The organism is Bacillus sp. V26, assembly GCF_034296245.1.
Taxonomy (GTDB): Bacteria; Bacillota; Bacilli; order Bacillales; family Bacillaceae; genus Bacillus; species Bacillus halotolerans.
The window spans coordinates 1205884-1228134 of record NZ_JAXKQF010000001.1 but is presented as its reverse complement, the minus strand read 5'-3'; the positions used below and the strand labels follow the sequence as shown (position 1 = coordinate 1228134).

At 42.2% G+C, this 22251-nt stretch carries 18 protein-coding genes and 3 pseudogenes; 20 read left to right on the top strand and 1 reads right to left on the bottom strand.

The window, feature by feature from the left end; translation table 11 throughout:
- Positions 1 to 38: 38 nt before the first annotated feature.
- The 14 genes from pgsA (at position 39) to mutL (ending at position 17679) form a co-directional block, all read left to right on the top strand.
- Positions 39 to 620: a CDP-diacylglycerol--glycerol-3-phosphate 3-phosphatidyltransferase gene (gene pgsA, locus UJ203_RS06230; protein WP_010334305.1), complete on the top strand. Its 582-nt coding sequence runs from the start codon at positions 39 to 41 to the stop codon at positions 618 to 620.
- Between the two features lie 18 nt (positions 621 to 638).
- On the top strand, positions 639 to 1889 hold the full coding sequence (locus tag UJ203_RS06225) for a competence/damage-inducible protein A (protein ID WP_059352925.1): 1251 nt from the start codon (positions 639 to 641) through the stop codon (positions 1887 to 1889).
- 172 nt (positions 1890 to 2061) lie between these two features.
- A complete protein-coding gene (gene recA / locus UJ203_RS06220) occupies positions 2062 to 3108 on the top strand; it encodes a recombinase RecA (RefSeq protein WP_010334307.1) in 1047 nt (348 codons plus the stop codon).
- A 173-nt stretch (positions 3109 to 3281) separates the two neighbouring features.
- Positions 3282 to 4460, top strand: a complete 1179-nt coding sequence (locus UJ203_RS06215) for a serine hydrolase domain-containing protein (RefSeq protein ID WP_268497737.1) — start codon at positions 3282 to 3284, stop codon at positions 4458 to 4460.
- A gap of 286 nt (positions 4461 to 4746) precedes the next feature.
- Positions 4747 to 6309, top strand: coding sequence for a ribonuclease Y (rny, locus tag UJ203_RS06210; RefSeq protein ID WP_010334309.1), 1563 nt, complete (start codon positions 4747 to 4749; stop codon positions 6307 to 6309).
- Positions 6310 to 6370: 61 nt separating this feature from the next.
- Positions 6371 to 7165 (top strand): 2',3'-cyclic-nucleotide 2'-phosphodiesterase, encoded by a 795-nt coding sequence (ymdB, locus tag UJ203_RS06205; protein WP_322009166.1) that lies wholly within the window; start codon positions 6371 to 6373, stop codon positions 7163 to 7165.
- Positions 7166 to 7364: 199 nt separating this feature from the next.
- Positions 7365 to 7625: a stage V sporulation protein SpoVS gene (spoVS, locus tag UJ203_RS06200; protein WP_003154135.1), complete on the top strand. Its 261-nt coding sequence runs from the start codon at positions 7365 to 7367 to the stop codon at positions 7623 to 7625.
- Positions 7626 to 7887: 262 nt separating this feature from the next.
- Positions 7888 to 8931 carry an L-threonine 3-dehydrogenase gene (gene tdh / locus UJ203_RS06195; RefSeq protein ID WP_322009163.1) on the top strand — a complete coding sequence of 348 codons (1044 nt, stop codon included), beginning with the start codon at positions 7888 to 7890 and terminating at the stop codon, positions 8929 to 8931.
- 13 nt (positions 8932 to 8944) lie between these two features.
- Complete coding sequence (locus UJ203_RS06190) at positions 8945 to 10123, top strand: glycine C-acetyltransferase (protein ID WP_044155834.1); 1179 nt, start codon at positions 8945 to 8947, stop codon at positions 10121 to 10123.
- 143 nt (positions 10124 to 10266) lie between these two features.
- Positions 10267 to 11796, top strand: a complete 1530-nt coding sequence (miaB, locus tag UJ203_RS06185; RefSeq protein WP_024121459.1) for a tRNA (N6-isopentenyl adenosine(37)-C2)-methylthiotransferase MiaB — start codon at positions 10267 to 10269, stop codon at positions 11794 to 11796.
- Position 11797: 1 nt separating this feature from the next.
- Positions 11798 to 12229, top strand: a complete 432-nt coding sequence (locus UJ203_RS06180; RefSeq protein WP_024121460.1) for a RicAFT regulatory complex protein RicA family protein — start codon at positions 11798 to 11800, stop codon at positions 12227 to 12229.
- A 255-nt stretch (positions 12230 to 12484) separates the two neighbouring features.
- Positions 12485 to 13030: an outer spore coat protein CotE gene (cotE, locus tag UJ203_RS06175; RefSeq protein WP_024121461.1), complete on the top strand. Its 546-nt coding sequence runs from the start codon at positions 12485 to 12487 to the stop codon at positions 13028 to 13030.
- Between the two features lie 131 nt (positions 13031 to 13161).
- Complete coding sequence (mutS, locus tag UJ203_RS06170) at positions 13162 to 15780, top strand: DNA mismatch repair protein MutS (RefSeq protein WP_322009158.1); 2619 nt, start codon at positions 13162 to 13164, stop codon at positions 15778 to 15780.
- Between the two features lie 15 nt (positions 15781 to 15795).
- Positions 15796 to 17679 (top strand): DNA mismatch repair endonuclease MutL, encoded by a 1884-nt coding sequence (gene mutL, locus UJ203_RS06165; protein WP_322009155.1) that lies wholly within the window; start codon positions 15796 to 15798, stop codon positions 17677 to 17679.
- Positions 17680 to 17733: 54 nt separating this feature from the next.
- On the opposite strand, the gene UJ203_RS06160 is transcribed toward mutL, so the two are convergent.
- Positions 17734 to 17925: a tyrosine-type recombinase/integrase gene (locus UJ203_RS06160; RefSeq protein WP_322009153.1), complete on the bottom strand. Its 192-nt coding sequence runs from the start codon at positions 17923 to 17925 to the stop codon at positions 17734 to 17736.
- A 59-nt stretch (positions 17926 to 17984) separates the two neighbouring features.
- On the opposite strand from UJ203_RS06160, the pseudogene UJ203_RS20885 reads away from it, so the two are divergent.
- The 6 genes and pseudogenes from UJ203_RS20885 to UJ203_RS06135 all read left to right on the top strand — a co-directional run bounded on the left by UJ203_RS20885 (position 17985) and on the right by UJ203_RS06135 (position 22024).
- Positions 17985 to 18115, top strand: a pseudogene (locus UJ203_RS20885) (hypothetical protein).
- 16 nt (positions 18116 to 18131) lie between these two features.
- Positions 18132 to 18581: pseudogene (locus tag UJ203_RS06155) on the top strand (ArpU family phage packaging/lysis transcriptional regulator).
- A pseudogene (locus UJ203_RS06150) lies at positions 18581 to 19116 on the top strand (tyrosine-type recombinase/integrase). Before UJ203_RS06155 ends, UJ203_RS06150 begins: the two co-directional pseudogenes overlap by 1 nt.
- A 1093-nt stretch (positions 19117 to 20209) precedes the next feature.
- Positions 20210 to 20512, top strand: a complete 303-nt coding sequence (locus UJ203_RS06145) for a hypothetical protein (protein ID WP_322009151.1) — start codon at positions 20210 to 20212, stop codon at positions 20510 to 20512.
- Between the two features lie 666 nt (positions 20513 to 21178).
- Positions 21179 to 21367, top strand: a complete 189-nt coding sequence (locus tag UJ203_RS06140; protein ID WP_322009149.1) for a hypothetical protein — start codon at positions 21179 to 21181, stop codon at positions 21365 to 21367.
- Between the two features lie 294 nt (positions 21368 to 21661).
- Positions 21662 to 22024 carry a hypothetical protein gene (locus UJ203_RS06135; protein WP_322009147.1) on the top strand — a complete coding sequence of 121 codons (363 nt, stop codon included), beginning with the start codon at positions 21662 to 21664 and terminating at the stop codon, positions 22022 to 22024.
- Positions 22025 to 22251: the final 227 nt, after the last annotated feature.

The following is a 22251-nucleotide window of genomic DNA, read 5'->3' as shown; positions in this document are numbered from 1 at the left end:
CTTTTCTTCACGTCCGAGTATGAAACTGGAGGGGCTTTATGTTTAACTTACCGAATAAAATCACACTAGCAAGAATTGCATTAATCCCAATCTTCATGATTATCATGCTGGCGCCGTTTGACTGGGGCAGGCTCGAATTTGGAGACGAATCCATTCCGGTCACACACTTGGCGGGCGCTATCTTGTTTATTATTGCATCGACGACAGATTGGATAGATGGTTATTATGCCCGCAAACTGAACCTTGTTACAAACTTTGGGAAATTTCTCGATCCGCTTGCGGACAAACTTCTCGTATCGGCAGCGTTAATTATCCTTGTTCAATTTGATCTTGCTCCCGCTTGGATGGTCATTGTGATTATCAGCCGGGAGTTTGCCGTAACAGGTTTAAGGCTTGTATTAGCCGGAACGGGAGAAGTAGTAGCTGCGAATATGCTTGGTAAAATTAAAACCTGGGCACAAATCATTGCAGTATCTGCATTGCTTCTTCACAATCTTCCATTTGAGCTTGTGTCATTTCCGTTCGCTGACCTGGCGTTATGGGTAGCCGTATTCTTTACCGTTGTATCAGGCTGGGACTATTTCGCTAAAAACTGGGAAGCGCTAAAAACATCTAACTAAGAAAGAAGGACATACGTGATGGAATTTCCAAAAAAAGCAGAGATTATTGCAGTCGGTTCAGAGCTCTTACTTGGTCAGATTGCTAATACAAATGCTCAATTTATCAGCAAACAGCTGGCAGAAATCGGAGTAAACGTATTTTACCATACAGCAGTCGGTGATAATCCGGAGCGGCTGAAGCAGGTCATCCGCATTGCTGAAGAGCGCTCTGATTTTATTATTTTTTCCGGAGGGCTCGGGCCGACAAAAGATGATTTAACAAAAGAAACGATAGCAAATGTGCTGGGACGTCCGCTCGTTTTAAATGATGAGGCGTTTCAATCCATTGAGGATTATTTCAAACGAACAAAACGCACGATGTCACCTAATAACCGAAAACAGGCGCTTGTCATCGAAGGATCTGACGTACTGGCGAATCACTTTGGAATGGCGCCGGGAATGCTTACAGAGCATGATTCGCGCTTTTATATGCTTCTTCCCGGGCCGCCGAGCGAATTGCGTCCGATGTTTGAAAATGAGGCAAAACCGCTTCTTCTTAAAAAGATGGGCTCCAATGAAAAAATTGTATCAACTGTTCTTCGCTTTTTCGGTATCGGGGAATCTCAGCTTGAAGCTGATTTAGAAGATATCATTGATGCACAGACGAACCCGACGATCGCTCCGTTGGCAGCGGACGGAGAGGTGACGCTTCGCCTGACAGCAAAACATGCCGATGAAAAAGAAACAGAGCGTTTGTTAAAAGAAACAGAAGCCGTTATTTTAGAACGTGTCGGTGAATTTTTCTATGGCTACGACGATACATCGCTTGTGAAAGAGCTATCTAAAGCATGCAAGGAAAAAGGCATCACGCTTTCTGCCGCAGAAAGCTTTACCGGCGGGCTGTTTTCCGAATGGCTGACAGATCTTAGTGGCGCTTCAGCATTGTTTTCCGGCGGCGTTGTTTGCTATTCAAACGAAGTGAAGCAAAATGTCCTCGGCGTCAAAAAGGAAACATTGGACCGTTTCGGCGCAGTCAGCGAGGAATGCGCATCAGAGCTCGCAAAGGGTGTTCAGCAGCTCACTGGAAGCGATATTGGCATTAGCTTTACCGGTGTTGCCGGCCCTGATACTCAAGAAGGCCATGCACCTGGACATGTGTTTATCGGTATTTCTGCAAACGGAAAAGAAGAGGTTCACGAGTTTCACTTTGCAGGCTCCAGAACAGGAATCAGAAAACGTGCTGCTAAATATGGCTGCCATTTAATTTTAAAACTGTTAGAGCAAAAATAATGTTTTCAGCACACTATCCTCCTCAAAAAACATGATTTCTCTGACTCATTATGATATTTTGGTAGAAATCGGGCCAAGAAAAAATCCGAATATGCGTTCGCTTTTTTCTTGGCAAATCCCTTCAAACAGGGTATAGTATATGTAGTGGTAACATAAAGGAGGAAAAAATAGAATGAGTGATCGTCAGGCAGCCTTAGATATGGCTCTTAAACAAATAGAAAAGCAGTTCGGCAAAGGTTCCATTATGAAACTGGGAGAAAAGACAGATACAAGAATTTCTACTGTCCCAAGCGGCTCCCTCGCTCTTGATACGGCACTGGGAATTGGCGGATATCCGCGCGGACGGATTATTGAAGTATACGGTCCTGAAAGCTCAGGTAAAACAACTGTTGCGCTTCATGCAATTGCTGAGGTTCAGCAGCAGGGAGGACAAGCTGCGTTTATCGATGCGGAGCACGCGCTAGACCCGGTATACGCACAAAAACTCGGTGTCAATATCGAAGAGCTTTTACTGTCTCAGCCTGACACAGGCGAGCAGGCGCTTGAAATTGCAGAAGCGTTGGTTCGAAGCGGTGCAGTTGACATCGTTGTTGTCGACTCTGTAGCGGCGCTCGTTCCGAAAGCGGAAATTGAAGGCGACATGGGAGATTCACATGTCGGTTTGCAGGCACGTTTAATGTCTCAAGCGCTTCGTAAGCTTTCAGGGGCTATCAACAAGTCGAAAACTATTGCGATTTTCATTAACCAAATTCGTGAAAAAGTCGGCGTTATGTTCGGAAACCCGGAAACGACTCCCGGCGGTCGTGCGCTGAAATTCTACTCTTCCGTTCGTCTTGAAGTACGCCGTGCTGAACAGCTGAAACAAGGCAACGACGTTATGGGGAATAAAACGAGAATTAAAGTCGTGAAAAACAAGGTGGCTCCTCCGTTCCGTACAGCTGAGGTTGATATTATGTATGGAGAAGGTATCTCAAAAGAAGGCGAAATCATTGATCTCGGAACTGAACTTGATATCGTGCAAAAAAGCGGTTCATGGTACTCTTATGAAGAAGAGCGTCTTGGCCAAGGCCGTGAAAATGCCAAACAATTTTTAAAAGAAAATAAAGATATCATGCTGATGATTCAGGAGCAAATTCGTGAACATTACGGCTTAGATAATAACGGAGTAGTACAGCAGCAGGCGGAAGAGACACAGGAAGAACTCGAATTTGAAGAATAAAAATAAAATGAATTTGAAATGATAAAAAAGGCAGAGTGAAAACTCTGCCTTTTTTTCTTTTGTATTTTCTGCAAAATAATAATAAATAAATTGGTTTTTTTGACAACTTTTATAGTGCTTCATACGTCTAACAAAACGTGTGTATTTGAAATTAGATTGGGAGGATAAAATGGATGACAAGCCCCACTCACAGAAGAACTGCGAAGCGCAGACGCAGAAAACTAAATAAAAGAGGCAAATTTTTGTTTGGTATGTTGGCCGCAATCATTTGTTTCATGATTTGGAATGCCGTTCATCGAGAGGATGAAGAAGCCGAACCATCTCAAGAAGCTGCAGCGGTTTCTGATACTAGTCAGAAGCAAACGGATCAGAAGAAAAACAAAGCCAAAAAAACAGAGGAACAAATCAAAACAGTGGATCGCAATCAAAAAATCAGCAGTTATTTAAAAGAGATCGGCTTCAGCGGGACAGCCATGATCGTCAGAAATGGGGAAGTCGTAATCAATAAAGGTTTTGGTTACGCGGATCGCGAGCATCACATAAAAAACAATCCTGCGACATCTTTTTATGTCGGATCATCACAAAAAGCGCTGATAGCAACCGCTATTTTGCAGCTTGAGGAAAAGGGAAAGCTCCAGACAAGTGATCCGGTCAGCACGTATTTACCCCATTTTCCTAATGGAAAAAATATTACATTAAAGAATCTGCTTACTCATACATCGGGAATAAACGGACATGTTGAAGGGAATGGCGCGATCACACCGGATGACTTAATAAAAGACATAGAGCAGCAAGGAATCAAACGCCAGCCTGGAATGTGGGACTATCAGGATTCTAACTATTCAGTTCTCGCTTATATTGTTGCTGAAGTGAGCGGTGAGTCTTATGAACAATACATAACGAATCATATATTTAAGCCGGCGGGGATGACGCATTCGGGTTTTTACAAGACATATGATAAGCAGCCTTATCCAGCTGTCGGCTATAAGCTGAAAGGCAGCAGGGCCATTACACCGTATATGCTCGATTTATCTCAGATGTATGGAGCTGGCGATATATATATGAGTGCTGCTGATATGTACAAATTTGACAAAGCGCTGATAGACGGCAAGCTCTATTCGCAAGAAAGCTATGAAAAAATGTTCACGCCAGGGAGCAGTTCCACATACGGGATGGGATTTTATGTTGCTCCCGGAAGCTATTCAAACCACGGAGTCATGCCGGGCTTCAACGTATTGAACAGCTTCAGCAAATCCGGACAAACCGTTGTTGTTTTATTGTCAAACATTCAAAATAACGCTAAACTTGGACAAGTGAACAATAAAATATACCAGCTTCTCAATCAGGAGTAATTTACGATCTTTTTTTTCAAAAGATTGGCGGGTTCACGTTCGGCACGATAAATGGGGGCGGCTCGGCAAACGTTAAGCTGGCAAGCTTGACAAGTATTTCCGACACAATTACAATGAAGTTGTAACATTTGTTTTTTTAACATGATTGTTAAACCATTTAAACTTGACAAGGGCGATGAAACTTTCATTCCCTGTGAAGGTTCTGTATGTTGAGAAAACCAGACAATGTACATGCCGACACTTATTTTGAGCAACAACCAAGTTCATAGCAAGAGGAGGTGAAAGTATGACCCCAATTATGATGGTTCTCATCTCCATTTTGCTGATTCTACTCGGTTTAGTTGTTGGCTACTATGTTCGTAAAACCATTGCCGAAGCGAAAATTGCAGGCGCACGCGGTGCAGCCGAGCAAATTCTTGAAGATGCAAAGCGTGATGCTGAAGCACTGAAAAAAGAAGCTCTGCTTGAAGCAAAGGATGAAATCCACAAACTTCGAATAGATGCTGAACAAGAAGTTCGTGAAAGACGAAATGAGCTTCAAAAACAAGAAAACCGTTTACTCCAAAAGGAGGAAAACCTTGATCGCAAACATGAGGGAATTGATAAACGGGAAGCGATGTTGGAGAAGAAAGATCATTCTCTGAATGAACGACAACAACATATTGAAGAGATGGAAAGCAAAGTGGATGAGATGATTCGTATGCAGCAGTCAGAGTTGGAACGAATTTCGAGTCTGACTCGTGACGAAGCGAAACAAATCATTCTTGACCGGGTTGAAAACGAGCTTTCACATGACATCGCCATCATGACAAAAGAAACTGAGAACCGTGCGAAAGAAGAGGCGGATAAAAAAGCGAAAAACATTCTTTCACTCGCCTTACAGCGCTGCGCAGCGGACCACGTTGCCGAAACAACGGTATCAGTTGTCAATCTTCCAAATGATGAGATGAAAGGACGTATCATCGGCCGGGAAGGGCGTAACATTCGTACGCTTGAAACGCTGACAGGTATTGACCTGATTATCGATGATACCCCTGAAGCTGTCATCCTGTCCGGATTTGATCCGATCAGACGTGAGACAGCAAGGATTGCTCTTGATAAACTCGTTCAGGATGGCCGTATTCATCCGGCACGGATTGAAGAAATGGTTGAAAAATCTCGCCGCGAGGTCGATGACTACATTCGTGAGATGGGTGAGCAAACGACATTTGAGGTTGGCGTTCACGGCCTCCACCCAGATCTGATCAAGATTCTCGGCCGCTTAAAGTTCCGTACAAGCTACGGTCAAAATGTGCTTAAGCATTCCATGGAAGTCGCATTCTTGGCTGGGCTGATGGCATCGGAGCTTGGAGAAGATGCAAAGCTTGCTAAACGGGCGGGACTTCTTCATGACATCGGAAAAGCGATTGACCATGAAGTAGAAGGAAGCCACGTTGAAATCGGAGTCGAGCTTGCGACTAAATATAAAGAGCACCCAGTCGTAATTAACAGTATTGCATCACACCATGGGGACGAGGAGCCGACTTCCATTATCGCTGTGCTGGTAGCTGCAGCAGATGCGCTTTCCGCTGCAAGACCCGGCGCAAGAAGTGAGACACTCGAGAACTACATTCGAAGACTTGAAAAGCTCGAAGAAATTTCTGAGTCCTACGAAGGTGTTGAAAAATCATTTGCGATTCAGGCTGGACGTGAAGTGCGTATTATGGTGAAGCCGGATTCAATAAATGATCTTGAAGCTCATCGCCTGGCGCGAGATATCCGAAAACGAATTGAGGACGAGCTCGATTATCCAGGTCATATTAAAGTGACAGTCATTAGAGAAACTCGAGCCGTAGAGTATGCAAAATAAAGTGATGCGCTAAGCATCACTTTATTTTTTTGAAGGCTGAGGAATAGAAAGGATTTACAAAATGAGAATTTTATTTATCGGAGATGTTGTCGGGTCACCGGGCCGCGACATGGTAAAAGAGTATGTGCCAAAGCTGAAAACAAAATACAAGCCGCATTTTACCATTATAAATGGCGAAAATGCCGCACATGGAAAAGGCTTAACAGAAAAAATCTATCACAGTTTAATACAGTCTGGCGCAGATGCGATCACGATGGGAAACCATACATGGGACAAAAAGGAAATTTTCGATTTTATCGACGATGTCCCGAACTTAGTCCGTCCTGCAAACTTTCCGGAAGGAACACCGGGAAAAGGGATCACATATGTGAAAGCAAACGGTAAAGAACTTGCTGTTATCAACTTGCAAGGCCGTACGTTTTTACCGCCGCTCGATGATCCGTTTTTAAAAGCGGATGAATTAATTGCCGAAGCTGCTAAAAGAACACCGTACATTTTTATCGACTTCCATGCGGAAGCGACAAGTGAAAAGCTCGCACTCGGCTGGTACACGGATGGACGGGCATCTGCTGTAGTAGGAACTCACACTCACGTGCAAACAGCGGATAACCGCATTTTGCCGAAGGGCACGGCATATATTACTGATGTAGGAATGACCGGCCCATATGATGGTATACTGGGGATGGACAGAGAAACGATTATCAAACGTTTCAAAACAAACCTTCCTGTGCGCTTTACTGTCGCTGAAGGAAAAACAACCCTAAGCGGAGTCGTCATCGATATAGACGATCAAACGAAAAAAGCCGTTAAAATCGAACGTATTTTAATCAATGATGATCACATGTTCTTTGACTAATTGATCACATGGTTATTTTATAAAAATATTAAAAAGAAAAGCAGGAATATAGCAACTCCTTAGTGAATATAGTAAAAATGGAAGGTAGCCCGCTATTTTTGAAAAGCATTGTGGGGATGGCTTTTTGGATAGCAACATCTAATAATGATTGTTCTAATGAACACTCACTTATCCATTGTAAAACTAAGGGGGAGCAGAAATGGAAATCTTAAAAGTTTCAGCAAAATCGAGTCCAAATTCAGTGGCAGGTGCGCTTGCAGGTGTGTTAAGAGAGCGCGGAGCCGCCGAGATTCAAGCAATTGGAGCGGGTGCTTTGAACCAAGCTGTAAAAGCTGTGGCAATCGCCAGAGGATTTGTGGCGCCGAGCGGGGTTGATTTGATTTGTATTCCGGCTTTTACTGATATTCAGATCGATGGTGAAGAAAGAACAGCGATTAAATTAATCGTGGAGCCTCGCTAAGAAAATTAAAGTATTCACAACCTGTTTGCATATGCAAGCAGGTTGTTTTTCATTTATTGTGATATTTTCTCTCAATAGTATTTTTATAATAGAAATGAACCATATGTCATGTGTAAAAACGATTCCGGCTTTTTATAAAAAAAATTTAGCCCATTTTTCAAGACGGATACTTTTGTCTTTTCTAGGAGGACACAGTTGTTTACGGTGATTCCAGATCATGGTACAATCCGGTTATAACAAGACTTTTAAAGGAGGATTGTACATGCAGAGTGGAAAGATGAAAGTTGTAATGAAAAAACACGGTGCTTTCGGCGCTGTGCTGGCTGAAGTTCCCATTCCTGAAATCGATAAGCATGAAGTTCTTATAAAAGTTAAGGCAGCTTCCATTTGCGGCACGGATGTGCATATTTATAATTGGGACCAATGGGCACGGCAGAGAATAAAAACTCCTTGTGTCTTCGGCCATGAGTTCAGTGGTATTGTCGAGGCTGTAGGCGAGAATGTCAGCAGTGTAAAAATCGGGGAGTATGTTTCTGCGGAAACACACATTGTATGCGGCACATGCGTCCCTTGTTTAACAGGAAAGCCTCATGTATGTAAAAATACGGCCATTATCGGAGTGGACACGGCAGGCTGTTTTGCGGAGTATGTCAAAGTGCCGGCCGAAAACGTTTGGAAGAATCCCGCGGATATGGACCCGGCGATTGCTTCCATTCAAGAGCCTTTAGGAAATGCCGTTCATACAGTTCTTGAGAGTCAGAACGCCGGTGGAGCGACTGCTATTATCGGATGCGGGCCGATCGGACTTATGGCGGTAGCGGTCGCAAAAGCAGCAGGTGCATCGCAGGTGGTCGCCATTGACAAAAATGAGTACAGATTAGCTCTCGCCAAACAAATGGGAGCCACAAGCACGGTCTCCGTCGAAAAAGAAGATCCGCTCAAAATTGTAAGCGCTTTAACGAGCGGGGAAGGAGCTGATCTCGTTTGTGAGATGTCGGGTCACCCTTCAGCTATCGCGCAAGGCCTAGCAATGGCTGCAAATGGCGGGAGATTTCATATTCTCAGCCTGCCGGAACATCCGGTTACCATCGACTTGACGAATAAAGTCGTGTTTAAAGGTCTTACCATCCAAGGGATCACAGGGAGAAAGATGTTTACGACATGGCGGCAGGTTTCACAATTGCTTCGATCAAACACACTGGATCTTTCACCTATTATTACCCATCAGTTTCCATTAGAAGAGTTTGAGAAAGGGTTTGAACTGATGAGAAGCGGACAGTGCGGGAAGGTTATTTTAATTCCATAAAAGGGGGATCAACATGACAAAAGAATTTGAGTTTCTAAAAGCAGAGCTTGAAAGAATGAAAGAAAACCATACATGGCAAGACGTTAAACAGGTAGAATCAATGCAGGGCCCTTCTGTTACAGTGAATCATAAAAAAGTCATTCAGCTTTCTTCTAATAATTACCTCGGATTTACATCACACCCAAGACTCATCAAAGCTGCACAGGAAGCTGCTCAGCAATTTGGAGCCGGAACCGGTTCAGTCCGGACAATCGCCGGAACGTTTACCATGCATCAAGAATTGGAGAAAAAGCTGGCAGCCTTTAAAAAAACAGAGGCGGCACTTGTCTTCCAATCAGGCTTTACAACAAACCAAGGTGTACTTTCCAGCATTCTTTCAAAAGACGATATTGTCATTTCTGATGAATTGAACCATGCCTCTATCATTGATGGAATCAGATTGACTAAGGCGGATAAAAAGGTTTATCAGCATGTAAATATGAGTGATTTAGAGAAGGTGCTGAGAAAATCAATGAATTACCGCATGCGCTTGATTGTCACTGACGGCGTATTTTCAATGGATGGAAATATTGCTCCTCTGCCTGACATTGTGGAGCTCGCTGAGAAATATGACGCTTTTGTGATGGTTGATGACGCCCACGCATCCGGAGTGCTTGGCGAAAACGGCAGAGGGACGGTAAATCATTTCGGTCTTGACGGAAGGGTTCATATTCAAGTCGGAACGTTAAGCAAGGCAATCGGAGTTTTAGGGGGATACGCTGCCGGTTCAAAGGTGTTAATCGACTATTTGCGTCATAAAGGCCGTCCGTTTTTATTTAGCACGTCACATCCTCCGGCTGTAACTGCAGCTTGTATGGAAGCAATTGATGTCTTGCTGGAAGAGCCGGAGCATATGGAGCGTCTGTGGGAGAATACACATTATTTTAAATCAATGCTTGTCCAAATGGGTTTTACTCTCACACAGAGCGAGACGCCGATTTTGCCTATTTTAATAGGTGATGAGGGGGCAGCGAAGCAATTTTCTGATCAGCTTCTGTCACAAGGTGTTTTTGCACAAAGCATCGTTTTCCCGACTGTTGCAAAAGGAAAAGCCAGAATACGCACAATTATTACAGCCGAGCACACCAAAGAAGAACTGGATCAGGCGCTTGATGCCATTGAAAAGACAGCAAAGGAGCTTCAGCTATTGTAAGGAGAAGGGAACACTCTTCTCCCTTTCATTCCTTATTGATTATTATTCTCAATGAGTGTACAATGATAGGTTGCCAGTTGTGCAGAGCTTCAATAACCTTTATACTGGAGGGTGGAAGTTTGGTTTGAAAGGAGAAATAACATATGAATGAAAAGCAAAAATTAGAGAGCGGACAAGTTAATCCATCGGACAAAAAATCCGAGAAGGATTACAGCAAGTACTTTGAAGCTGTCTACATTCCGCCTTCTTTAAAAGATGCGAAAAAACGCGGCAAAGAAGCCGTTACTTATCATAATGACTTTAAAATTTCTGAAGAATTCAAAGGCATGGGTGAAGGAAGAAAATTCTATATCCGGACGTACGGCTGCCAAATGAACGAACATGATACAGAAGTAATGGCAGGGATCTTTATGGCTCTTGGCTATGAAGCGACAAACTCTGTTGACGATGCCAATGTCATTCTGTTAAATACATGTGCGATCCGTGAAAATGCGGAAAACAAGGTATTCGGTGAGCTTGGACACTTAAAAGCACTCAAAAAAAATAACCCGGATCTTATCTTAGGCGTTTGCGGCTGTATGTCACAAGAGGAATCAGTCGTTAACAGGATTTTGAAAAAACATCCGTTTGTCGATATGATTTTCGGTACGCATAATATCCATCGTCTGCCGGAGCTTTTGTCTGAAGCATACCTTTCAAAAGAAATGGTCATAGAAGTTTGGTCCAAGGAAGGCGATGTCATTGAAAACCTTCCGAAAGTCCGCAACGGAAAAATTAAGGGCTGGGTCAACATCATGTACGGCTGTGACAAGTTCTGTACGTATTGCATCGTACCGTATACACGCGGAAAAGAAAGAAGCCGCCGTCCGGAAGAGATTATTCAGGAAGTAAGAAGACTTGCAAGCGAAGGCTATAAGGAAATTACACTGTTAGGCCAAAACGTAAACGCGTACGGAAAAGACTTTGAAGATATGAACTACGGCCTTGGTGATTTGATGGATGAGCTGCGCAAAATCGATATCCCGAGAATCCGTTTCACAACGAGTCATCCGCGTGACTTTGATGATCATCTCATTGAAGTGCTTGCAAAAGGCGGCAATCTGCTCGATCATATTCATCTGCCGGTCCAATCAGGAAGCTCAGAGGTCTTGAAACTGATGGCACGCAAATATGACAGAGAGCGTTACATGGAGCTCGTCAGAAAAATCAAAGCGGCTATGCCAAACGCTTCTTTAACAACTGACATTATCGTCGGCTTCCCTAACGAAACGGACGAACAGTTTGAAGAGACGCTGTCATTATACCGCGAAGTGGAGTTTGACAGCGCCTATACGTTTATTTACTCTCCGCGTGAAGGCACACCTGCAGCAAAAATGAAAGATAACGTTCCGATGAGAGTGAAAAAAGAACGCCTGCAGCGTCTGAACGCATTGGTTAATGAAATTTCTGCTAAAAAAATGAAGGAATATGAAGGCAAGGTTGTCGAAGTATTAGTTGAGGGCGAAAGCAAAAACAACCCTGAGGTTCTTGCCGGCTACACTGAAAAAAGCAAGCTTGTGAATTTCAAAGGACCAAAGGAAGCGATCGGCAAAATCGTTCGCGTGAAAATCCAGCAAGCGAAAACGTGGTCGCTTGACGGAGAAATGGCAGGAGAAGCAATCGAGGTGAAATAAGATGACGCTCTACTCTAAAAAAGACATTGTGCAGCAAGCACGAAACCTTGCAAAAATGATCTCTGAAACAGAAGAGGTTGATTTTTTCAAACGGGCTGAAGCGCAAATTAATGAGAACGCAAAAGTGTCTGTAATCATTAATCAGATTAAAGCCCTGCAAAAACAAGCTGTTAATCTGAAGCATTACCAAAAACTCGAAGCGCTCAAACAAGTAGAAGAAAAAATTGATGCGCTGCAAGAGGAGCTTGAAGACATTCCTGTCATCCAGGAATTCAGAGATTCTCAGGTTGAGGTGAATGACCTTCTGCAGCTCGTGGCGACCACCATTTCCAATCAGGTCACAAATGAAATCATTACATCAACCGGAGGCGACCTTCTAAAAGGAGAAACCGGTTCGAAGATGAAACATTCAAATAACAGCTGTTCTCTTTAAACACGGTGCCTTTTCAGGCCCGTGTTTTTTTATGTTGAACTATAAAAATAACTAATTGAACTATGTACTAAATATTCAATTCGTTTTGCCGCCTTTAGCCAAATAAACTTTATCGCACTTATGAGTAAAGTTTCTAGGCACCCCTGCATACAATGGAACAGAAACTTTGTATTTTTATATTTTATTTATAAAAATGCACACTAGACGAATGCCCAGCATAAGATAACACGAAGAAGAACAAGGAGGCATGCCGGAATGTCTGAATACAGGGAAATTATCACGAAGGCGGTAGTAGCGAAAGGCAGAAAATTTACACAGTGCACCAATACCATCTCCCCTGAGAAAAAACCGAGCAGCATTTTGGGCGGTTGGATTATCAATCACAAGTATGACGCAGAAAAAATCGGAAAAACCGTAGAAATTGAAGGGTATTATGATATAAACGTATGGTACTCTTACGCAGACAATACAAAAACAGAGGTTGTCACAGAACGAGTGAAGTACGTCGATGTGATTAAACTCAGATACAGAGATAACAATTACTTAGACGATGAGCATGAAGTGATTGCAAAAGTGCTTCAGCAGCCAAACTGCCTTGAAGTCACCATATCTCCAAATGGCAATAAAATTGTTGTGCAAGCGGAGAGGGAATTTTTGGCGGAAGTGGTAGGGGAAACAAAGGTTGTTGTAGAAGTGAATTCTGATTGGGAAGAGGATGACGAAGAGGATTGGGAAGACGAACTTGATGAAGAGCTTGAGGACATCAATCCTGAATTTTTAGTTGGAGATCCTGAAGAATAAAAAAGAGACTAGGGGAGTCGGTACCCCAAGTCTCTTTTTTATATAGACATATCATTCTTTTAACACTTTCTGTTTATGTTATAATGAAGGCTGGCAAATAGAAACGTTGATACATAGTGAGGGATTAAACAATGGCTACTTATACGCCTATGATACAGCAATATTTAAAAATAAAGGCAGAGCACCAGGATGCCTTTTTATTTTTTCGTCTCGGTGATTTTTACGAAATGTTTTTTGAGGACGCTAAAAAAGCGTCACAAGAGCTGGAAATTACGTTAACAAGCAGAGACGGAGGCGCCGCTGAAAAAATACCGATGTGCGGTGTTCCGTATCATTCTGCTTCGGCATATATCGAACAGCTTATTAAAAAAGGATACAAGGTGGCCATATGCGAACAAACGGAGGATCCAAAGGCTGCAAAGGGCGTCGTCAAACGTGAAGTCGTTCAGCTGATTACGCCTGGAACTGTAATGGACGGAAAAGGCATCCATGAATCAGAAAACAACTTTATTGCATCAGTTTCGGCCTGCTCAAACGGATACGGGCTGGCGCTGTCCGATTTAACAACGGGTGAAAATTTGGCTGTTTTAATTGAACGGCTGGAAGACGTCATATCAGAAATTTATTCGGTCGGCGCGCGGGAAATTGTCGTAGCAGGAAGCCTTGATGAAAAGACGGTTGCTCAGCTGAAGGAGCGGTGCGGGGCTACCATTTCAATTGAAGATGGGGAAACGGATGAGCACGTTCAGATTATTGAGCATTTGCAGAATCCGGACGTAACGAAAACATTTCTCCGTTTATATACGTATCTGAAAAGGACTCAGAAACGGAGCTTAGATCACCTTCAGCCTGTACAAGTGTATGAGCTTGAAGAAGCCATGAAAATCGACTTATACTCAAAGCGAAATTTGGAGCTGACTGAAACGATTCGTTCAAAAAATAAAAAAGGCTCCCTGTTATGGCTGCTTGATGAAACAAAAACTGCGATGGGAGGGCGGCTGCTGAAACAGTGGATTGACCGTCCGCTTATCAGAGTGAATCAAATTGAAGAGCGTCAAGAAATGGTGGAAACATTAATGTCCCATTTCTTTGAACGGGAAGATCTTCGTGAGCGTTTAAAGGAAGTCTATGATTTAGAACGCCTCGCAGGCCGTGTCGCATTCGGAAATGTCAATGCACGGGATCTCATTCAGCTGAAGGAATCATTAAAGCAAGTGCCCGGCATTAAACAGCTTGTTGCTTCACTGGCTCATAAGAAAGCGAAGGAACGTGCGGAGCGGATTGACCCGTGCGGTGATGTTCTAGAATTACTGGAAGGAGCCCTGTACGAAAACCCTCCGATATCAGTAAAAGAAGGAAACCTGATCAAAGACGGGTACAATCAAAAACTCGATGAATATCGCGATGCTAGCAGAAACGGGAAAGACTGGATTGCCCGCCTTGAACAGCAGGAACGTGAATATACAGGCATTCGGTCATTAAAAGTCGGCTTCAATAAAGTATTTGGCTATTATATTGAAGTGACAAAGGCGAATTTGCACCTTCTTGAAGAAGGGCGTTATGAGCGGAAACAGACGCTAACAAATGCAGAACGCTACATTACACCTGAATTAAAAGAAAAAGAAGCGCTCATTTTGGAAGCGGAAAATAACATCTGCGAGCTGGAATACGAGCTCTTCACCGAGCTGCGTGAGAAAGTGAAATTGTATATTCCGCGTTTGCAGCAGCTCGCCAAACAGATGAGTGAGCTCGATGCGCTGCAATGCTTTGCGACAATCAGTGAAAATCGTCATTACACGAAACCTGAGTTTTCTAAAGATGAAGTTGAGGTCATAGAGGGCAGACACCCGGTTGTTGAAAAAGTAATGGACAGCCAGGAATACGTGCCTAACAACTGTGTGATGGGCGATAACAGACAGATGCTGCTCATTACCGGTCCGAACATGTCGGGGAAAAGCACATACATGAGACAAATCGCGCTCATCTCCATTATGGCGCAAATTGGCTGCTTTGTGCCCGCCAAAAAAGCTATGCTTCCGATTTTCGATCAAATTTTCACCCGAATCGGCGCGGCGGATGATTTGATTTCCGGACAAAGTACATTTATGGTGGAAATGCTTGAAGCCAAAAATGCGATTGTAAATGCAACCAAAAACAGCCTCATTTTGTTTGATGAAATCGGGCGGGGAACGTCCACATATGACGGTATGGCCCTTGCGCAAGCGATTATTGAATATGTTCATGACCATATTGGCGCCAAGACGCTGTTTAGTACGCACTATCATGAGCTGACGGTTCTTGAAGAAAAGCTTCCGCAGCTGAAAAACGTCCATGTTCGTGCTGAGGAGTATAATGGAACGGTTGTCTTTCTTCATCAAATTAAAGAAGGGGCCGCTGACAAAAGCTATGGTATCCATGTTGCCCAGCTGGCTGAGCTGCCGGAAGATCTGATTTCGCGCGCTCAAGACATTCTAAAAGAACTTGAGCATTCAGGGAACAAACCGGAAGTGCCAGTGCAGAAACCTGAGGTACCAGTGCAGAAACCTGAGGTACCAGTGCAGAAACATGAGGTAAAAGAAGAGCCGGCACAGCTGTCCTTCTTTGACGAATCGGATAAACCGGCGGCATCACCAAAGCTTTCTAAAAAAGAAAAGCAAGTACTTGATGTCTTTAAATCATTGAATATACTTGATATGACACCGCTGGAAGCAATGAATGAAATGTACAAGCTGCAAAAGAAATTACATTAAAACGGGGTGATGAATGTGGCAAAAGTCATCCAGCTGTCAGATGAACTTTCAAATAAAATTGCGGCGGGCGAGGTTGTGGAACGGCCCGCCTCAGTCGTGAAGGAATTGGTGGAAAATGCCATCGACGCTGACAGCACAGTCATTGAAATCGACATTGAGGAAGCGGGTCTTGCATCCATTCGTGTTCTGGATAATGGAGAAGGAATGGAAAATGAAGATTGCAAGCGTGCCTTCCGCCGCCACGCAACAAGTAAAATAAAAGATGAGAATGATTTATTCAGAGTGAGAACACTTGGCTTCAGGGGAGAGGCACTGCCGAGTATTGCGTCAGTCTCCCATCTGGAGATTACGACAAGCACGGGAGAAGGAGCGGGAACGAAGCTCATGCTCCAAGGCGGAAACATTATTTCTGAATCGCGTTCCTCAAGCAGGAAGGGAACCGAAATTGTCGTTTCCAATCTGTTTTTTAATACACCGGCCCGCTTGAAATATATGAAAACCGTTCATACAGAGCTTGGGAATATTACGGATGTGGTCAACCGGATTGCGCTGGCACATCCGGAGGTATCGATCCGCCTTCGCCATCATGGAAAAAATCTTCTCCAAACGAACGGAAATGGAGATGTGCGCCATGTTCTTGCCGCGATTTACGGTACGGCTGTCGCTAAAAAAATGCTGCCGCTTCATGTCAGCTCACTGGATTTTGAAGTGAAGGGATATATCGCTCTGCCAGAGATTACACGGGCATCGAGAAATTACATGTCGTCCGTCATCAATGGCCGTTATATTAAAAATTTCCCGCTCGTCAAGGCGGTGCACGAAGGATATCACACACTTTTGCCAATCGGACGCCATCCGATCACATTTATAGAAATTACCATGGACCCGATTTTAGTCGATGTCAACGTGCACCCTTCGAAGCTTGAGGTACGGCTCAGCAAGGAAACAGAGCTGCACGACTTAATTCGTGACGGCATAAAAGATGTATTTAAACAGCAGCAGCTGATACCGAGCGCACAGCTTCCGAAAAAGTCAGCACCTGTGATCAAAAATGAGCAGCAGTTCATGACCTTTGATGAAAAACCTGCTGAAAGAAAAGTGCCGGAAAAAGCGCCTATGCCTTCGTATTCACCAATGAAGCTCAGTTCAGTTGTCAAAGAACCAGTTGAGATAGAAGACGAATTGCCTTCAGAGCAGCTTGAAACTCATTCTGTGGCTGAAACAAAACAAGATATGGCAGAGCCTGCTGTTTCAGAGGAATTGCCCGAAGCATTCGAACAGGAGCCCGCTCAGGAACTTCAGCAGACATCATCTGAACGTGTGCCGATCATGTACCCGATCGGCCAGATGCATGGGACCTATATATTGGCGCAAAACGAAAACGGCTTATATATTATCGACCAGCATGCCGCCCAAGAGCGTATTAAATACGAATATTTTCGTGAAAAGGTCGGGGAGGTTGAGCCTGAGGTGCAGGACATGATTGTGCCGCTGACGTTCCATTATTCCACGAACGAGGCACTCATTATCGAACAGCATCAACAAGAGCTCGAAAGCGTAGGTGTCTTTTTAGAGTCTTTCGGCTCGAACAGTTACATCGTCCGCTGCCACCCGGCTTGGTTTCCAAAAGGAGAAGAAGCCGAGCTGATAGAAGAAATCATTCAGCAGGTGCTCGATTCGAAAAACATTGATATCAAAAAACTGCGCGAAGAAGCGGCGATTATGATGAGCTGCAAAGGTTCAATCAAAGCAAACCGCCATCTCAGAAACGACGAGATCAAAGCGCTCCTGGACGATCTCCGAAGCACATCAGACCCATTTACATGCCCGCACGGCCGTCCGATTATGATTCATCATTCCACGTATGAGATGGAAAAGATGTTTAAACGTGTGATGTAGCGGGGTTTGGCGAAGGGGAATATACCCTTTGCCCATATTTTACCCATACATTTTTCAAGCATTGAGATATTCTTCGAATTGATCAATGCTTTTTTTATTGTGTTTTTTGGTGATATGAATATAAACATCAGCAGTCATATTGACTGTAGTATGGCCTAGTCGTTCACTTACATATTTAAGATCTGCATCACTTTCTAACAACATGATTGCATGAGTATGTCTTACACGCCTGCGGACACTAATCACTGTACAGAGAAATCTGTGCTTTGGTTGGTGTCCGTTTTTTATTTGAACGGAGGGGTGGCATGAAGAAGAGGAAGAAAAAGCCCAATAAAAACGAGCAGGAGCGCTCAGAATGGTTTTGGCGGCAAATGATGGGCCACAAGATAGGCAAACATTGAAAAGAGGCAAAGGCGGGGCTTTAAGACGTAAATAAACGGGAGGGTAAAAATATGAATCAATTAACATTAAACATTCCTAAGATTGACGAAGAAGCGACTAAATTAAAAATAGAGAAGCTGCTGGATCAATACCGGTTATATCTCTTACAGGTGCCAGGTGATTTTTTGCCATAGGTTACACCTACTTACAGCATTGTTCCGCCGAGCATTACGAATGAATTTCATTCATCGACGGAAGATGCAGCATAAAAGCGTCTTGATTGGGAGATACAGCGAGACAAATTCTTGAAAAGGATTCAAAGGGCTGTTAACCGGACTTCTCAAAGAGAACGGCAGATCATTTTCATGCTCTATATGCAATCGGAAGAAATGTATGATTATGAGGTATATGCAGAAATGAGCCTGAGTCAGCGCAAGTATTATTGTATAAAAGCAAAAGCTCTCTATCGGCTGGCGTTTGCTCTGAGAGAAGAAGTCTACAAGAAAGTGGCGGCTTCTTAATGAATTTTGTTCAGCCTATACGTGATCCGGAATGTATCTTCTACATCAAGAGGTTTTTAAAAGAGCAAAACATGAGAAATTACATGCTATTTGTGACTGGTATCAACTCAGGACTCCGCATATCGGATATTCTGCAGCTGAGAGTAAGAGACGCTAAACAGCCATACTTCAATCTCATAGGGAAGAAAACGAAAAAGAGAATCGACATGACGCAGCTCTTCAAAGAGCATTTAAGACATATGTCGAAGGGAAAGAGGACCATGAGTTTCTCTTTAAAAGCCGTGAAGGGATTAACAAACCAATATCCCGGTCGATGGCATACAAGATTCTCAGGGCGGCTGCTGAGTACGTGGGGTTAGATGACATTGGCACACATACGTTGAGGAAAACATTTGGCTATCACTTTTATAAACAGATAAAGGACGTTGCTATGCTGCAGGAGATATTTAATCACTCTGACCAACGGACAACCCTGCGATATATCGGAATCAATCAAGACGCAATGAACAACGCCATGAAGAAGTTTAAAATATAACCCGGCTCATCTAAAACAACAAGGATGGCCTTTTTCTTTGCATTTTTCGTCAATTCCTCAAAAAAAACAGGTGTGTAATTCATTTTAGGGATATTGGTTAAAAACAGAGAGGACAAGGGGATGGCTCAGTTCGATGAGTTGCACAGTATAAAACATATGGGTAATTCGTGGATAATGTGGATATGTATAAAAGTTAGTGTTAATTAATTCGTGATTGTGAGAAATGAAGCTGATATGATTAGTATAAAATGGCAGATGGATGTAAGTTTGTGAGCAGCGAGAATGAATTTTGTAAGTGTGAAAATAGATCAGGACCACATACACAAATAGAAGATGAGTGGGGTTATTGGTTCTGTTGTAGTGATTGTAATAGAAAAATAGAAGATGATTTTCATTATTTTGATGAACCAGATATTTATTAAAGGAGGTGAACAGGATGAGTAGAGGTGCTGGATCAAAGAAAGAACAAAAAGGTATGGTTTGATGTTCTTTTATACTACATTTTGGGTGGTGAATAGTATGAGTAGAGGCGCAACTGCTTCACGTTTAGAACAAAAGGGCATGTATTAAGATTCATCTTGGCAGGGGTGGTGTTTCTTTTGAGTAGAGGAATGACAGAAAATAATTTTGGTGCAAATTTGGCATTTTAACGGCACACCATTTTGTTTTAAATAAAGTATTATGGTAATAGGTTATAAACCGACAGACGCTTTCCCAATCGGGAAGGCGTTTTTAATTGAATGTAGACTACAATTAACAATATAGATAGGTTCTTTTAGAACCTTTTCAATATAGCTTGATTTTTTTGTCGCATTGAACATAATTTATAATTTACGTATAATGTTATTTATAATTGACAGAATGGAGAAAAATAGAAATGTCTAATTATGAGGATATGTTTTATGATTACTATGAAAGCCTGGTAGATGATGTTGATTTATTAAATATAGACTTTTCAAATGCACCATATATAAAGGATAAATATTAATTTAACTGTTGATCTTGAAGAGCTTGGTTTATGTGATGATAGATAAGAAATCAAATATTTGATCATGTCGGAACTTATAATAAAGACGGAAATGAATATTTTTTCATGAAAAATATACAAAGCATTTTTACGAAAAAGGAGGAAGCCCTTCTTACTCATTTATTAGAAAATCTAGAAATTGATCAGGATATTGAATTTGCCTATAAAGAAAACTTAATTAAAGAAAACAATAAATGCATTTTTATTAAAGCTTTATATGAATTTAGAAATAGTATTGTACATTCAAAATTTGACTTTAGAACAACAATTAATTTCCCTGAGTATATCAATCGAAACGGAAGTTCTGATAATAGTTGGTTATATATCTTGGAGTCACTAGCGAAAAAATGTATAGGTAAGTTCTGTTAAAAGCATCCAGTGGGGTGCTTTTTTATATTCTCTGTAAACTGCTTCCGGTAAATCTCGAGGAGAACTATTGGCGGTTTACGACTTGAGTGCGGTGGCAGTTTAGAGGGAATATTATTTAATGAAACCAACAACTCATTAAGATCGTATGAATATTAGTGTCGTATTTGATTAGCCTTATTTGGCAGATTACTTTTATAGAAAGTGGTGATGTGATGGATTGGCCTTGGTATGCTGCAATGATTATTGCATTGGCAGTTGCATTTGGTTTATTTGATAGTAAAAAAAGAAAAAATAAAGAAAAAAAATGAAGTATGTAGGTGAATGGTATTGATGTGTAAAGCCTTGCGTATATTAATTAAAGATTGAATGGGTCTAACGCAAGGCTTTAACTAAGTGCAAATAAAGTGTTGAAGGTGTTACGCTCAAATAAAATTATTATCTTAAATTTTATTTTATATTCGTTAAGGCGCTTTCCCGTCGTGGGGAAGGCGCTTTTTATATTCTCTGTAAACTGCTTCCGGTAAATATCAGGATAGACAATTGGCGGTACGGATGGCAGTTTAGAAAGGAATAAATATGTGATTAAAAGGGAATCGTTCGACAAATTTTGCGAACTGTTTCATTTCTAGTCCTCTTGTCTGATAATAAATCAAGAGGTGAAAGTTTATGAAATTTGAAGTTGTTTTTTGGTTTGATAATGAAAATTTAAGAACAGCTAAAGTATTTGCAGAATCTGAGAAAGCACTTATAAAAGAATTGCAAGAATGTGAACATTGGTATGAGTTTGAAGATGGTAAGCGTATAGCAAATGTTAATATGCGACTTGTAACACAATTTGATGTGAAAAGAAAATAAAAAAGCATCCCTCGGGGTGCTTTTTTATTTAGGTAGTTGCGCGATGCAGTTGCACATGTAAACAGAGGAAAGGAACGTATGGGGGAGGGATTAACTTTTGTCTATTAAAAAGTAGTTTGAAACAATCATGTAAGGTATACTCTTCTCATAATGGAGGGAGTTACATGAAATACATAAATAATAATTACTTTGATATCTATTGGACTGCTTGCTGGCTGTTCAACCAGCAATGAAACGAAAAACATTGACACTACGAAACAGAATGAAATAAACAAGGAATCAAACACAGATGGGTTGTCTATAGTTGATGCTGGTGTTACTCAAGAAGACGAGTCTACAGACACAGCACAGGCAGAAGTTAACGAAACAGTAAAGGAAATTGCTACTCAAGCGTCATACGAAGAATTAAATGTAAACGATCCACCAGTTGATAAAGTTGTGAAGATAACTGGCACAGTCGAGAATGTAACGGATGAAGGTGGTGCTTTGGATTCGTTTATAATTTCTCAGGAAGAAGATGGTGAAAAGTGTTTGTATCTAGTGATGAACATGAGTTACTTAACATTAACTAAGGGCGATAAGGTTTCAGATTACGGCCCGGTGCAAGAAGGTGAAGAGACACCGATGATTACAGGCGTTCTAGTAGAAAGAGAGTAAGACATCCGATTGGGTGTCTTTTTATATTGGCAAAGGAGAGATTATGAATAGGATACAAAATATTCGAAGGAGAATTAAAGATGACTAAACAAAATTCATTAAAAAGATTTCATATGTATCTTCACTCGCGAATGAAAGGACAAAGAGTGAGGGCTATGCTCTTAAGCCTTGAACCGCCTCTGGTTGCCCATTCCTGCCTCACCCGGAGCCGGGGCTGTGATGCACAC

Coding starts and splice junctions, on each gene's coding strand:
- pgsA (WP_010334305.1), top strand. CDS start 39: ATGTTTAACTTACCGAATAAAATCACACTAGCAAGAATTGCATTAATC.
- UJ203_RS06225 (WP_059352925.1), top strand. CDS start 639: ATGGAATTTCCAAAAAAAGCAGAGATTATTGCAGTCGGTTCAGAGCTC.
- recA (WP_010334307.1), top strand. CDS start 2,062: ATGAGTGATCGTCAGGCAGCCTTAGATATGGCTCTTAAACAAATAGAA.
- UJ203_RS06215 (WP_268497737.1), top strand. CDS start 3,282: ATGACAAGCCCCACTCACAGAAGAACTGCGAAGCGCAGACGCAGAAAA.
- rny (WP_010334309.1), top strand. CDS start 4,747: ATGACCCCAATTATGATGGTTCTCATCTCCATTTTGCTGATTCTACTC.
- ymdB (WP_322009166.1), top strand. CDS start 6,371: ATGAGAATTTTATTTATCGGAGATGTTGTCGGGTCACCGGGCCGCGAC.
- spoVS (WP_003154135.1), top strand. CDS start 7,365: ATGGAAATCTTAAAAGTTTCAGCAAAATCGAGTCCAAATTCAGTGGCA.
- tdh (WP_322009163.1), top strand. CDS start 7,888: ATGCAGAGTGGAAAGATGAAAGTTGTAATGAAAAAACACGGTGCTTTC.
- UJ203_RS06190 (WP_044155834.1), top strand. CDS start 8,945: ATGACAAAAGAATTTGAGTTTCTAAAAGCAGAGCTTGAAAGAATGAAA.
- miaB (WP_024121459.1), top strand. CDS start 10,267: ATGAATGAAAAGCAAAAATTAGAGAGCGGACAAGTTAATCCATCGGAC.
- UJ203_RS06180 (WP_024121460.1), top strand. CDS start 11,798: ATGACGCTCTACTCTAAAAAAGACATTGTGCAGCAAGCACGAAACCTT.
- cotE (WP_024121461.1), top strand. CDS start 12,485: ATGTCTGAATACAGGGAAATTATCACGAAGGCGGTAGTAGCGAAAGGC.
- mutS (WP_322009158.1), top strand. CDS start 13,162: ATGGCTACTTATACGCCTATGATACAGCAATATTTAAAAATAAAGGCA.
- UJ203_RS06145 (WP_322009151.1), top strand. CDS start 20,210: ATGAAAAATATACAAAGCATTTTTACGAAAAAGGAGGAAGCCCTTCTT.
- UJ203_RS06140 (WP_322009149.1), top strand. CDS start 21,179: ATGAAATTTGAAGTTGTTTTTTGGTTTGATAATGAAAATTTAAGAACA.